The organism is Sanguibacter sp. TS_SC_8 (assembly GCF_055361235.1).
Window position 1 is genome coordinate 3048902 of the sequence record NZ_CM143955.1, and the last position, 13641, is coordinate 3062542.

At 70.1% G+C, this 13641-nt stretch carries 13 protein-coding genes; 9 read left to right on the forward strand and 4 right to left on the reverse strand.

Going from position 1 to position 13641, the window contains the following annotated elements; genetic code table 11:
* Positions 1-237: 237 nt before the first annotated feature.
* The 6 genes from ACWA15_RS13850 to ACWA15_RS13875 all read left to right on the forward strand — a co-directional run bounded on the left by ACWA15_RS13850 (position 238) and on the right by ACWA15_RS13875 (position 8977).
* Positions 238-978, forward strand: coding sequence for a response regulator transcription factor (locus ACWA15_RS13850; RefSeq protein WP_464055933.1), 741 nt, complete (start codon positions 238-240; stop codon positions 976-978).
* A gap of 14 nt (positions 979-992) precedes the next feature.
* Positions 993-2129 carry a HAMP domain-containing sensor histidine kinase gene (locus ACWA15_RS13855; RefSeq protein WP_464055935.1) on the forward strand — a complete coding sequence of 379 codons (1137 nt, stop codon included), beginning with the start codon at positions 993-995 and terminating at the stop codon, positions 2127-2129.
* A gap of 71 nt (positions 2130-2200) precedes the next feature.
* The gene (locus ACWA15_RS13860; protein WP_464055936.1) at positions 2201-3199 is read left to right on the forward strand and encodes an ATP-binding cassette domain-containing protein; all 999 of its coding nucleotides are present in this window, start codon (positions 2201-2203) and stop codon (positions 3197-3199) included.
* Positions 3196-3999 (forward strand): ABC transporter permease, encoded by an 804-nt coding sequence (locus ACWA15_RS13865; RefSeq protein ID WP_464055938.1) that lies wholly within the window; start codon positions 3196-3198, stop codon positions 3997-3999. Before ACWA15_RS13860 ends, ACWA15_RS13865 begins: the two co-directional genes overlap by 4 nt.
* Positions 4000-4281: 282 nt before the next feature.
* Complete coding sequence (locus tag ACWA15_RS13870) at positions 4282-8121, forward strand: multifunctional oxoglutarate decarboxylase/oxoglutarate dehydrogenase thiamine pyrophosphate-binding subunit/dihydrolipoyllysine-residue succinyltransferase subunit (protein WP_464055939.1); 3840 nt, start codon at positions 4282-4284, stop codon at positions 8119-8121.
* A 232-nt stretch (positions 8122-8353) separates the two neighbouring features.
* Entirely contained in the window at positions 8354-8977 is a 624-nt protein-coding gene (locus ACWA15_RS13875; RefSeq protein WP_464055940.1) for a GDSL-type esterase/lipase family protein, read from the forward strand.
* A 5-nt stretch (positions 8978-8982) separates the two neighbouring features.
* Here ACWA15_RS13875 and ACWA15_RS13880 read toward each other — a convergent pair whose 3' ends face one another.
* On the reverse strand, positions 8983-9840 hold the full coding sequence (locus ACWA15_RS13880) for a DUF4097 family beta strand repeat-containing protein (protein ID WP_464055941.1): 858 nt from the start codon (positions 9838-9840) through the stop codon (positions 8983-8985).
* A gap of 112 nt (positions 9841-9952) precedes the next feature.
* Positions 9953-11041, reverse strand: coding sequence for a type IV pilus twitching motility protein PilT (locus ACWA15_RS13885; protein ID WP_464055942.1), 1089 nt, complete (start codon positions 11039-11041; stop codon positions 9953-9955).
* Between the two features lie 169 nt (positions 11042-11210).
* On the opposite strand from ACWA15_RS13885, the gene ACWA15_RS13890 reads away from it, so the two are divergent.
* Positions 11211-11285, forward strand: a complete 75-nt coding sequence (locus ACWA15_RS13890; RefSeq protein ID WP_099052597.1) for a 50S ribosomal protein bL37 — start codon at positions 11211-11213, stop codon at positions 11283-11285.
* 82 nt (positions 11286-11367) lie between these two features.
* Here the strand turns inward: ACWA15_RS13890 and rsrA are convergent, their stop codons facing one another.
* Together rsrA and ACWA15_RS13900 are read right to left on the reverse strand one after the other, a co-directional pair.
* Entirely contained in the window at positions 11368-11613 is a 246-nt protein-coding gene (gene rsrA, locus ACWA15_RS13895; protein ID WP_464055943.1) for a mycothiol system anti-sigma-R factor, read from the reverse strand.
* Positions 11610-12311 (reverse strand): sigma-70 family RNA polymerase sigma factor, encoded by a 702-nt coding sequence (locus ACWA15_RS13900; protein WP_464055945.1) that lies wholly within the window; start codon positions 12309-12311, stop codon positions 11610-11612. Before ACWA15_RS13900 ends, rsrA begins: the two co-directional genes overlap by 4 nt.
* 142 nt (positions 12312-12453) lie before the next feature.
* On the opposite strand from ACWA15_RS13900, the gene ACWA15_RS13905 reads away from it, so the two are divergent.
* Positions 12454-12999: a ferritin gene (locus ACWA15_RS13905; RefSeq protein WP_464055946.1), complete on the forward strand. Its 546-nt coding sequence runs from the start codon at positions 12454-12456 to the stop codon at positions 12997-12999.
* 141 nt (positions 13000-13140) lie between these two features.
* Complete coding sequence (locus tag ACWA15_RS13910) at positions 13141-13626, forward strand: DoxX family membrane protein (protein ID WP_464055947.1); 486 nt, start codon at positions 13141-13143, stop codon at positions 13624-13626.
* Positions 13627-13641: the final 15 nt, after the last annotated feature.

The following is a 13641-nucleotide window of genomic DNA, read 5'->3' on the forward strand; positions in this document are numbered from 1 at the left end:
CCATTCGGTCACCTCAGGGCCCACCCCGGGGAGAGCGGATCGGCCATCGAGCGAGAGGAGCGCGAGCGGCGCGAGGGGGACGTGCGTCGTGACGAATCGTCATCTGTCATCAGGTTGAGAATAATAGTCGACCCGGCGCGCGCGCATTCTGACCCACACACCATCACCGCACAACACTCGCATCGCCGCCCACCCTTTCTGACGGCGTCAACCCCTCGGATGTGGGATTGTGTGAACATGTCAGCCATCGCATCTCGCCCCGACGGGGCCCCTTCAGTCGGCGCGACGATCCTCATCGTCGAGGACGAGCCCGCCATCGCCACGGCGATCGCGCAGCGCCTGACCGCCGAGGGGTGGCGCACCGAGGTCGCCCGGGACGGGCTCAGCGGAGTCGAGGCAGCCTCGCGACTGCGCCCCGCCGCCGTCGTGCTCGACGTCATGCTGCCCGGGATCGACGGCCTCGAGGTGTGCCGGCGGATCCAGGCCGAGCGCCCGGTGCCGATCCTCATGCTCACCGCCCGCGACGACGAGACGGACATGCTCATCGGGCTCGGCGTCGGCGCCGACGACTACATGACCAAACCGTTCTCCATGCGCGAGCTGGTCGCCCGGCTCAAGGCCCTGCTGCGCCGGGTGGACCGTGCCGTGCAGGCCTCGGCCGCGCCGTCGAACGAGGCCGAGCCGCCGATGACGATCGGCGACGTCGTCATCGACCAGGCCCAGCGTCGGGTGCACCGGGCGGGCAACGAGGTCCACCTCACCCCGACCGAGTTCGAGCTCCTCGTCATGCTGGCCAGCTCACCCAAGACGGTGCAGACCCGCGAGCGCCTGCTCGCCGAGGTGTGGGACTGGGCGGACGCGAGCGGCACCCGCACCGTGGACTCCCACATCAAGGCCCTGCGCCGCAAGCTCGGGGCGGACCTCATCCGGACCGTGCACGGCGTCGGGTACGCCTTCGAGCCGCCGGTCGCCCCCTGATCCGCGAACCGACCATGTCGACCCCGCGACGCCCCCGCGCCCTGCGACCCCACCTGCCCGACGTCCGCCCGCTGGACCGCTTCCGCACCCTGAAGATCAAGATGGTGATCGTCGTGGTCGCCTCGGTCACCCTGGCGGCATTCATCACCTGGTGGGGCCTGCGCAACGCCCTCGGACCCACCCGCACCTTCCCGCTCGCGATCCTCATGTCCATGGGGTTCACGATGCTGCTCGCCAAAGGCATGACGTCCCCGCTGCGGGAGATGACCGCGGCCGCCCAGGCGATGTCCGAGGGCGACTACTCCCGGCGGGTCCAGGCCACGAGCCGGGACGAGGTGGGCCAGCTGGCGACGGCGTTCAACATCATGGCCGAGGACCTGGAGTCCTCCGACCAGGTGCGACGTGAGCTCATCGCGAACGTCTCCCACGAGCTGCGCACCCCGGTCGCGGCCCTGCACGCCCAGCTGGAGAACCTCGTCGACGGCGTGGTCGAACCGACCCCGGCCACGATGCAGACGGCGCTCACCCAGACCGAGCGGCTGACCCGCCTCATCACGTACCTGCTCGACCTGTCCCGGATCGAGGCCGGGGCGGCCGACCTCAACCTCACCCGGCTGGACGCGGCGGACTTCCTCGAGGACACCGTCAACTCGGTGTCCACCCTGGAGGCCGGCAAGCAGCTCACCTTCCTGGTCGACGTCGTCCCCGAGGGCCTGACCTTCGTGGCGGACCCGGAGCGGCTGCGACAGATCCTCGTCAACCTGCTCCAGAACGCGATCCGGCACTCCCCCTTCACCGGGGAGGTCTCCGTCCACGCCCGGGGCACCGCCACGTCGATCGTCTTCGACGTGACCGACAATGGTCCGGGGATCGCGGTCGCGGACCGCCAGCGGATCTTCGAGCGCTTCGCCCGCGGGGCGGGCAACGCCCAGGTGGCGCTGACGTCGTCGGGCGGGACGGGGATCGGCCTGGCGATCGTGCGCTGGGCGGTGGACCTGCACGGCGGGACGGTCGAGGTGGCCGACACGAGCGAGGGCGCGACGATGCGCGTCACCCTCCCCCAGGTCGCGGCGCCTCCCCTCGATGCCGACATGCCCGACACCCCCGACGAGCCCGGCAAGCCCGACACCACCCCCGAGCCTCCGGCCTGACCTGCAGGTTTGGTCAACTGTCCAGCCCTCTGGGCTTGTTATAGCGTGGGTAGAACAAGTAGCATCGGCGCATGGAACTTCCCGACTCGGGGCAGGGCACCGTCAGTGTCCGCAACCTCACCAAGCATTTCGGCGCCGTCCGCGCCGTCCAGGACCTGAGCTTCGACGTACGGCCTGGGCGGGTCACCGGCTTCCTCGGCCCCAACGGCTCGGGCAAGACGACCACCCTGCGGCTGCTGCTCGGCCTGGCCAGCCCCACGAGCGGCACCGCGACGATCTCCGGGCGTCCCTACGCCCGGATCGAGAAGCCGCTGCGCGAGGTGGGCGCCGCTCTCGAGGCCACGAGCTTCCACCCCGGCCGCACCGGCCTGGACCACCTCCGCACCTACGCGCCCTACACCGGGTCCGACGACGCACGCTGCCTCGCGCTGCTCAAGCAGGTCGGTCTCGGCCAGGCCGCCCGACGCCGCGTCGCCGGCTACTCCCTCGGCATGCGCCAGCGCCTCGCCCTCGCCACGACCCTGCTCGGGGACCCGCAGGTGCTGCTCCTCGACGAGCCGTCCAACGGTCTCGACCCGGAGGGCATCCGCTGGCTGCGCGGATTCCTGCGCCACCTCGCCGGACAGGGCAAGACCGTCCTGGTCTCCAGCCACCAGCTCTCCGAGGTCCAGCAGTCGGTGGACGACGTGGTGATCATCGCCGCCGGCCGGCTCATCCACGCCTCGTCCATGGACGAGCTGAGCACCCTCGCCTCGACCACCATCCAGGTGGTCTCCCCGGACGCCACCGGGCTGGCGACGCTGATCGCGACCCAGGGCTGGACCGCGCGTCAGCCGGCCGTCGCGCCCGCCGAGGGCCGCGCCGTCAACGCCGTCAGCGCCGTCGACGCCGTCAAGAAGGCCACCACGGTCGAGCTGGACGACGTCACCACGGCCGAGTTCGGGTCTGCGGCCTTCGCCGCCGGGCTGGAGATCCACACCCTCATGGACAAGTCAGAAGGGCTCGAAGACATCTTCCTGCGCATGATCGCCTCCGACTCCACCACCGACCCCGAGGGAGCCCAGCGATGAGGGCCGCGCTCGTCAGCGAGTACCGCAAGCTCGTCACCACCCGCATGTGGTGGATCCTGCTGCTCGCCATGGCCGGGTACATGGCTTTCCTCGGCGCCGTCATGGCGTGGTCCATCACGGTCGCCCCGGGCGACCCGTCTGCACCGATGCCACCCGTGACCCCCGAGCTCATCCTCAGCTCCGTGTACTCCACAGCCACGACCTTCGGCTACGTCTTCCCGGTGATCATCGGCGCACTGTCGGTGACCGGGGAGTTCCGGCACAAGACCATCACCCCCACCTTCCTCGCCGAGCCGAACCGGCTGCGCGTGCTGTGGGCCAAGCTGGGCGCATCGGTGCCGATCGGCGCGTTCTACGGCGTGGCCGGGACACTGAGCACAGCCGTCGCCGGGGCTGCCGTCCTCGCCGCCACCGGGCACCCCACCCTGCTCGGAGACGGTGAGCTGTGGGTCACCCTGGGCCGGTCGGTCCTGGCACTGACGCTCTGGGCACCGGTGGGCGTGGCCCTGGGGGCCCTCATCACCAACCAGGTCGTCGCGATCGTCGTCGTGCTCGTCTACACCCAGTTCCTCGAGGCGGTCCTGCGCCTGGGCCTGACGAGCGTCGGCGACGCGGGGGCGACGCTCTCGACCTATCTGCCCGGCGCGGCCAGCGAGGCCATCGCCGGCGGCAGCATCTACACCTCGATCGGGATCGGCGAGCTCCTGCCGTGGGGCGCGGGCGTCGCGGTGCTGGCGGGCTACGCCCTCGTGGGCGCCCTCTTCGGCGCGATGACGACATGGCGACGGGACGTCGCCTGATCCCGGTGTCGCGGGATCCGTCGCCGGATATACCGGGTCCAGACGTTCCCGACACCCTCTTTGGACGATCACCAGACTCTCGTTGCCCCCCGTTTGCCTGCACCTGAAGGGCGAGGTGATTACGCGGAAGTGGGCAGGTGATAAGCCCCACTCCAGTCCGTGGGGTAGGTCTTTAGGCCCTAGGCTGGGGACGTCTATTACCGCTCCATGCGGTAGCGATCTGTGGTGAAAGTGGGCGATCCGAGCGTGTCCTCGAATGCTGAGTCAGAGTCGATCAGCGCGGTGAGCGCCATCTTCGGCGCCAACGAATGGCTTGTCGACGAGTTGTACGAGCAGTACCTCAAGGACAAGAACGAGGTCGACCCTGCCTGGTGGGACTTCTTCGCGAGCTACCAGCCCGGTGGGTCCGAGGGCGCCGCTGAGCCGGCCACGCCCGCGGCAGCGGCACCCGCCCCGTCGGCGGCCCCCGCCGTCGCGCCCACCCCGCCGGCCGCCGCTCGGCCGGCCCTGACCGCCTCACCCGCACCGGCCGCCGCTGCTCCGTCAGCCACGCCGGCCGCGAGCGGTTCGCACGGCGAGCAGGCCGCCCGCCAGGCGCAGAAGGTGCAGATCGCGGCTGTGACACAGGCCGCGCCCATCGTGGCCGACTTCCCCACGTCCCCTCCCGTGGCGACCGCGCAGCCCGCGACCGCCCCCTACGCGGAGGTCGCCAAGACCAAGCACAAGCAGGAGACCTCCGACCAGGCCGACGACGTGCAGAAGCTGCGCGGCCCCGCCGCGCGCGTCGTGGTCAACATGGAGTCGAGCCTGGAGGTGCCCACCGCGACGTCGGTCCGCGCCATCCCGGCCAAGCTCATGGTCGACAACCGCATCGTCATCAACAACCACCTCATCCGCGGGCGTGGCGGGAAGATCTCCTTCACCCACATCATCGGATTTGCCCTCATCGAGGCCCTCGCCGAGATGCCCGCGATGAACTCCGGCTACACGCTGCTCGACGGCAAGCCCGCCGTCGTGCGCCCGGGGCACATCAACCTCGGCCTCGCGATCGACCTGGCCAAGCCGGACGGCACCCGCCAGCTCCTCGTGCCGAGCATCAAGGGCGCGGAGTCGATGGACTTCTCCCAGTTCTGGGCCGCCTACGAGGACGTGGTGCGCCGCGCGCGCGGCAACAAGCTCACCGTCGAGGACTTCCAGGGCACGACGATCTCGCTGACCAACCCCGGGACCATCGGCACCGTGCACTCCGTGCCGCGCCTCATGGCCGGGCAGGGCACGATCGTCGGCGTGGGCGCGATGGACTACCCGGCGGAGTTCGCCGGCGCCTCCCTCGAGCAGCTCTCCCGGATGGCGATCTCGAAGGTGCTGACGATCACGTCGACCTACGACCACCGCATCATCCAGGGCGCGCAGTCCGGGGACTTCCTGCGCATCCTCGGTGTGAAGCTGCTCGGCCAGGACGGCTTCTACGACCGCATCTTCGCCTCGCTGCGGGTCCCCTACGAGCCGGTGCGCTGGGTCCGCGACAACACGATCGACGCCGACGCGGAGGCTGCCAAGCCCGCCCGGATCGCCGAGCTCATCCACTCCTACCGCTCGCGCGGTCACCTCATGGCCGACACCGACCCGCTGGCCTACCGCCAGCGCAAGCACCCGGACCTGGACGTGCAGACGCACGACCTGACGCTGTGGGACCTCGACCGGACCTTCCCCACGAACGGCTTCGGCGGCACGAAGAAGGCCACCCTGCGCGACATCCTCGGGCTGCTGCGCGACTCCTACTGCCGCACCGTCGGCGCGGAGTACATGCACCTGGCCGACCGCACCCAGCGCAAGTGGCTCCAGGCCCGCCTGGAGGCCGGCTACGAGCGCACCCCGCGCGAGGAGCAGCTGCGCATCCTGCGCCGGCTCAACGCCGCGGAGGCCTTCGAGACCTTCCTGCAGACGAAGTTCGTCGGTCAGAAGCGCTTCTCCCTCGAGGGCGGGGAATCGGTCATCGCCCTGCTCGACGCGGTGCTGTCCGGGGCGGCCGAGGCCGGTCTCGACGAGGTCTGCATCGGCATGGCCCACCGCGGCCGGCTCAACGTGCTCTCCAACATCGCCGGAAAGAGCTACGCGCAGATCTTCTCCGAGTTCGAGGGCAACCAGGACCCGCGCACCGTGCAGGGGTCCGGCGACGTCAAGTACCACCTCGGCACGGAGGGCACCTTCACCTCCGAGTCGGGCGCCAAGACCAAGGTGTACCTCGCGGCGAACCCCTCCCACCTCGAGGCCGTCGACCCCGTCCTGGAAGGCATCGTCCGCGCCAAGCAGGACCGGATCGACCTGGGCGGGGACGGCTTCTCCGTGCTGCCGATCCTCATCCACGGCGACGCCGCCTTCGCGGGCCAGGGCGTGGTGACCGAGGTGCTCAACCTCTCCCAGCTGCGTGGCTACCGCACCGGCGGGACGATCCACGTCATCATCAACAACCAGGTGGGCTTCACGACCGGCCCCGCGTCCTCCCGGTCCACGCTGTACTGCACGGACGTGGCCAAGGGCCTGCAGGTGCCCATCTTCCACGTCAACGGGGACGACCCCGAGGCCGTGGTCCGCGTCGCCCAGCTCGCCTTCGAGTTCCGTGAGGAGTTCGACTCCGACGTCATCATCGACATGGTGTGCTACCGCCGACGCGGTCACAACGAGGGCGACGACCCCTCGATGACCCAGCCGCTCATGTACAACCTCATCGAGGCCAAGCGCTCGGTCCGCAACCTCTACACCGAGAACCTCGTGGCCCGCGGCGACATCAGCGTCGCCGAGGCCGAGCAGGTCCTCGCCGACTACCAGTCCCAGCTCGAGAGGGTCTTCACCGAGACGCGTCAGGGCGGCTACACCCCGCCCGCCGAGTCCGAGCCGATCTCCGGTCTGGAGCGCCCCGAGTCCCAGCGCGCCGACGCCGGGACGATGGTCGGGTGGAAGACCGCGACCAGCCAGTCCGTGCTCGACCGCATCGCCAGCGCGCACGTCACCCCGCCGGAGGGCTTCACGGTCCACCCCAAGCTCAGCCAGCTGCTCGACAAGCGCGCCAAGATGTCGAGCGAGGGCAGCATCGACTGGGGCTACGGCGAGATCCTCGCCTTCGGCTCCCTGCTCATGGAGGGCACACCCGTCCGCCTCTCCGGCCAGGACTCACGTCGTGGCACCTTCGTGCAGCGGCACGCGGTCATGCACGACCGCGAGACCGGTGCCGAGTGGACCCCGCTGCTGTACCTGTCCGGGGACCAGGGGAAGTTCTGGGTCTACGACTCCTCGCTGAGCGAGTACGCGGTCCTCGGCTTCGAGTACGGCTACTCCGTCGAGCGTCCGGACGCCCTCGTGCTCTGGGAGGCCCAGTTCGGCGACTTCGTCAACGGTGGTCAGACGATCATCGACGAGTTCATCTCCTCCGCCGAGCAGAAGTGGGGCCAGAACTCCTCGGTCGTGCTGCTGCTGCCGCACGGCTACGAGGGTCAGGGTCCGGACCACTCCTCGGCTCGCCTGGAGCGGTTCCTGCAGATGTGTGCGGAGGACAACCTCACGGTGGCCTTCCCGAGCACCCCGGCCTCCCACTTCCACCTGCTGCGCCGCCAGGCCTACGCCCGCCCGCGCCGCCCGCTCGTGGTGATGACCCCCAAGTCGATGCTCCGCCTCAAGGCGGCGGCCTCAGCCCCGGAGGACTTCACCACCGGGACCTTCCGCGAGGTCATCGGGGACGACGCGGCGGTCGCACGGGCCGCCTCGGGCCAGTCCTTCGACCGGGTGCTGCTGTGCGCGGGCAAGGTGTACTACGACCTGATCGCCCACCGCGACAAGACCGGCGACACGGCCACCGCGATCATCCGGCTCGAGCAGCTCTACCCGCTCGAGGGCGCTGCACTGCGCGAGGCTCTCGCGCCGTTCGGCCAGGCTGAGATCGTCTGGGTCCAGGACGAGCCCGAGAACCAGGGCGCGTGGCCGTTCATCGCGCTCAACGCACCGGCCGAGGTCGGCCGCCCGATCCGGGTCGTCTCACGCAGCGCCTCGGCCTCTCCGGCGACCGGCTCCGCGAAGAAGCACCTCGAGGAGCAGACCGGGCTCATCGAGACGGCCTTCGCCCGCTGACGGGATCCCACGCAGACGGCGGGGTGCACCGCACGCTTCGGCGTGTTGGCGCACCCCGCCGTCGCCTTTCACCCCGACAATGGCACTGTGCGCTCACCGGCGCTCACCGGCGCTCACCGGCCGCTCACCGGCCGCTCACCGGCACAGTGCGCTCGGACAGGCACGATGCTCGTCACCCGGCACGGCGGACGGGCACCCGCTCGCACCCGCCCGACCTGAATGGGAGTCCACAGTGACCACGCCACCCCCAGACCAGCTGCGCATCTGCGTCGTCGGCGACGAGCTTGCGGCCGGGGTCGGGGACCCCAAGGGCCTGGGCTGGCTGGGCCGCGTCACCGCCCGCACCCACGCACCGTCGCTCACCATGGTCTTCCCGCTCGCCGTCCCCGGCGAGACGACGACGGCACTGAGCGCCCGCTGGGAGGACGAGTTCAACCGCCGGGCCACCAGCGACCCCTCGGTCGACCTGCGCATCGTCGTCGCCCTGGGCCGATCCGACCTGGCCGCCGGCCTGACCCTGGCCCGGAGCCGCCTCAACCTGGCGAACATCCTCGACGTCGCCGACGACCGGCGGATCTCCGCCTTCGTCGTCGGACCGCCGCCCGGCCTGGCCGCCGACCGGGACCGGCTCGCCGAGCTGTCCACGGCCTTCGCCGACGTCGCCAACCGCCGCCGCGTGCCCTACGTAGACACCTTCACCCCGCTGGTCAACCACGAGCAGTGGCTCGGCGACCTCGCCGCCAACGGGACCGTGTACCCGGGCCAGGCCGGCTACGGCCTGATGGCCTGGCTCGTCCTGCACACCGGCTGGTACCGCTGGCTGGGCCTGCCCGACGACGAGGCCTCTGGCGCCTAGGGCGCCTAGACCTCGCGGGAGACTGCGACGTCGCCCGAGACCGAGTTGGCCGTGAGGAAGACCGTCGCCCCCGGCTCAGCGCGCTCAACGAGGGCGGTGCGCCCGCCCTGACCGGTGGTCTTGCGCAGGTCCGCGCCATCGAGGGCGATCTTGCCGGTGACGCTGCGCACCCGCAGGTCGACCCCGGCCTCGGCCGGGACCCGCAGCGCGACCCGGGAGGACACCGTCTTCGTGGTGATCACGCCCGCGCCGGGCGCCGTCTGGATGCTCACCTCTCCTGAGACCGTAGAGATGTCGGCGCGGCTCAGCTGGCCGGCGAGGTGGATGGGCCCGGTCGCGGTCCTGATGTTCACCGGTCCGACCTGACCGGTGCAGGACACCCGCCCTGCGGCGGTCGAGACCGAGACCGGACCGGTCACGTCGATCGTCTCCACGCTGCCGTCCACGGTGCTGACCGTGACCGGCGCGGTGACGTCCTGGACGCTCACGTCCCCGTGCACGGTCGACACCTTGACGGCGGCCGACCGGGGCACCCGCACGAGGATCTCGGCGGAGTCCTTGTCCCGCAGACCCTTGACCCGGTCCACGATTCCCTCGATGCCGGTGAAGTCGTAGGACACCTTGAAGGTGTCCTCGGTCAGGGTCGCGGCGAGCGGTCGTTCCGAGACCTTCACGACGTCGAGCTCGACGTCGAGGCGGTCGTGGGCCTCGACCCGCACCGACCCGGCGTTGATCGCCACGACGATCGAGGTGACAGGTCCGCCGCCGGCGAGGAACGCCTCGTCCGCGCCGTCGCTCGCGTTGGCGGCGATCGTCGTGCGCAGCGATCGGGGTTGGGCGATGACCCAGGTCTCGTTCCTCATGCGTGCTCCTTCGTCGTGAGTGTCCACCCACCGTAGACCGGACCTGGAGACCGGACAACGGAAGCGAGCGGAGCGACGGGAGCGCAGCAACCACTGCGTGCCGCAGGCGGGGTCAGGCGAGCAGACCGGCTCCGCGCAGCTCGACCGTGAGGTCCTGCGGGTTCGTCGAGGCCCCGCACGCCTCCTCGTAGGTGATGACGCCGTCCCGGACCAGATCGAAGAGGTGCTGGTCGAAGGTCTGCATCTTGTAGTACTCGCCCTCCTTGATGAGGTCGAAGAGCGGCGGGTTGTCGGCGGGGTTGACGATCGCCTCGGCCGTGCGCCCGGTGTTGACCATGACCTCCGAGACCACCCGACGGCCGCCGCCGTCGGCCCGGCGCACGAGTCGCTGGGAGACGACGCCGCGCAGCGCCTGGGACAGTGCCGTTCGTGCCTGGATCTGCTCGTGCGGGGGGAAGAAGTCGACGATGCGGTTGATCGTCTCCTGCGCGTCGATGGTGTGCAGGGTGGACAGGACCAGGTGGCCGGTCTCGGCCGCCTGCAGCGCGGCGCGGACGGTCTCCGCGTCGCGGATCTCGCCGACGAGGATCACGTCCGGGTCCTGGCGCAGGGCGGCCCGCAGAGCGGAGTGGAAGTCGAGGGTGTCGTGACGCACCTCGCGCTGGGAGATGATCGACTTCTTGTCGGTGTGCAGCACCTCGATCGGGTCTTCGATCGAGATGATGTTGACCTCACGCAGGGTGTTGATGAGGTCGACCATGGACGCCAGGGTCGTCGTCTTGCCGGAGCCGGTCGGACCGGTCACCAGGACGAGGCCGCGCGGCTCCAGGGCGAGCTCGCCGACCACCTCGGGCAGCCCGAGCTCGGAGATCGACAGCACGCCCTCCGTCACCTGACGGAAGACCAGCGCGACGTGCCCACGAGCCAGGTAGGCGTTGACGCGAAACCGCCCGACGCTGTCCAGCTGGTAGGCGAAGTCCGCCTCATGGGTGCGTTCGAAGTCGTCCAGGAACGAGTCCGGGAGCACCTCGGAGAGCATGTGGACCGTGTCTTCGGGGGTGAGCTCGGGGATCTGCAGACGCCGCAGACGACCGTCCACCCGGACCCGGGGCGAGGACCCGACCTTGCAGTGCAGGTCGGAGCCGCCCGTGCCAACGAGGGCGTGCAGGAGCGGGATGATGGACTGGCTCTGTTGGCTCACGCACCCGTTATCGGCACCTCGCGGGCGCCACTTGAGGGCCTCCGCATCGTTCATACCGAGCACCCGCGCCGCACCGCGTGCTCGACGCCTCGGGAATTGTGGGACCATAGTAGCCAGGCACGTGCGGCCACACGCGCGGCTACCAGTCCTTCGATTCGAGGAGATCACTATGAGCAAGCGCGGACGCAAGCGTCGTAGCCGTAAGGGCAACGCAGCGAACCACGGCAAGCGTCCCAACGCCTGATTCGCGTTGTGAGCATGCAGAAGGGCCCCGTCACACCAGTGACGGGGCCCTTTGTCATGCTCGGGTCATGCGCGGGCCGCGCTCAGCCCCCGGCGGACAGCCGGGTGATCTGCAGGTGGATCTTCAGCCGCAGGTGCTCGGGGGCCTGCTCGGTGCAGGAGCGCCGCAGCAGCCGCTTGACCAGCTCGTCGATGCTCAGCTCGGCCAGGCACGGAGAGCACTCCGCGACGTGGGCCCGCATCCGATCGGCGTCGGTGTCGGTCATCTCCGAGTCCAGGTACTCGAAGAGATGGGCGAAGACTTCGTCGCAGTCGTCGTTGGTGCTCATCGCGCATCCTCCTTGCCGTCTTGTCCTGTCCCGACCGGACCCTTGTGGTCCGCGACGGTGAATCCACGATCGACCGCATAGTCGTTGAGCAGCTCGCGCAGCTGCGCACGTCCCCGGTGCAGGCGCGACATGACCGTCCCGATCGGCGTGCCCATGATCTCGGCGATCTCCTTGTAGGGGAACCCCTCGACGTCGGCCAGGTACACCGCGATCCGCCGGTCCTCAGGGATCTCCTGCAGCGCGCGCTTGACGTCGGAGTCGGGCAGCCGGTCCAGCGCCTCGGCCTCGGCCGAGCGCAGCCCGGTCGAGGTGTGCGAGGCGGCGCGGGCGATCTGCCAGTCCTCGACGTCCTCCGCCGCGGACTGCAACGGCTCCCGCTGCTTCTTGCGGTAGGTGTTGATGAAGGTGTTGGTGAGGATCCGGTAGAGCCAGGCCTTGAGGTTCGTGTCCGGGCGGTACTGGTGGAATGCCGCGAACGCCTTCGCGAAGGTCTCCTGGACCAGGTCCTCGGCGTCGCTGGGGTTGCGCGTCATGCGCAGCGCGGCCGAGTACAGCTGGTCGAGGTGGACGAGCGCATCGCGTTCGAACCGCTGGGTCCGCTCGTTGTCGCCCTCGGTCTCGGGCGCGCGGTTGGTGTCCTCAGTCATCACCGCCGAGCCTAGTGCCACGTGGGTCTCCCTGCCTGCACGCGTACCCACCCGGGGGCCGCTCTCCTCAAGTACACAAGTCACTCTGCTTCAACACGTCGCCGCCCCCCGCCATTCCCCGCCCAGGTGAGCCCTGCCGGGGTGACCCGGCTCACCAGGCCAGGACGCGGCGTCGGGCACTACGGTGGACCTCATGACGACTACAGCCACCGACTCCCAGTTCCTCTCCCTCCTGCGCGCCCAGGTGGGCCACGAGCTCGACGCCCACCAGCAGTACATCGCGATCGCCGTGTGGTTCGACAGCGAGGACCTGCCCCAGCTCGCCAAGCACTACTACGCCCAGGCCGTCGAAGAGCGCAACCACGCGATGATGATCGTGCAGTACATGCTCGACCGCGACATCCGCGTGACCATCCCGTCCGGGAGCGCCGTCCGCAACGACTTCTCCTCGGTGACCGAGCCGATCCAGCTCGCCCTCGACCAGGAGAAGCAGGTCACCGACCAGATCGAGGCGATCTTCCGGGCGGCCCGCACCGAGGGCGACGCGCTCGGTGAGCAGTTCCTGCTGTGGTTCCTCAAGGAGCAGGTCGAGGAGGTCGCCTCGGCCAACACGCTGCTGACGATCGCCCGCCGCGCCGGGGACAACCTCTTCGACATCGAGAACTATGTCGCCCGCGAGCAGGTCGGTGACTCCGGCAAGTCCTCCGACGCGCCGTCCGCCGCCGGCGGCGTGCTCTGACCCGACCGATCCCGCCCGGCCCCGCCTCGGCGGGCCGGGCGCACCGGCTGGTCACGCCGGCCGCGTGCACCGCTTGAACGCGCCGCGAGCGGGCCGACGAGGATACAGTGACCTGGACACACGCCTGTAGGGAGACCACTGATGCTGCTCCGCAAGATTGCCCGTCCACTCCTCGCCACCTGGTTCATCCGTGACGGGGTCGACGCCGCGCGTCACCCGGCGGGACACGTCGTCACCGCACGCCGTCCGGCCGACCAGGCGACGAACCTGCTCGGACGCGCACCGCTCACCGACCGCCAGCTGCGCACGGTCGTCCAGGTGCACGGTGGGATCACCGCAGCTGCCGGGTTCGCCCTGGCCGTCGGCCGCACCCCTCGCCTGGCCGCACTGACCCTCGCTGCGCTCTCCCTCCCCCTCGCGCTCGCCGAGCAGCCCTTCACCTCGGGTCCGCGCACCCGCGAGGAGCGCACCGAGCCCTTCGTGCGTCGTCTCGGCGCGATCGGGGCGGCACTGCTCGCCGGCGTCGACTTCGAAGGCCGCCCAGGGATGTCCTGGCGCTTCGAGCACGCCCGCGCCGAACGCGCGGCGACGAAGTCCGCGGTCAAGAAGGCCGTCGCGAAGGTGTGACCACGCCTCGCCCGG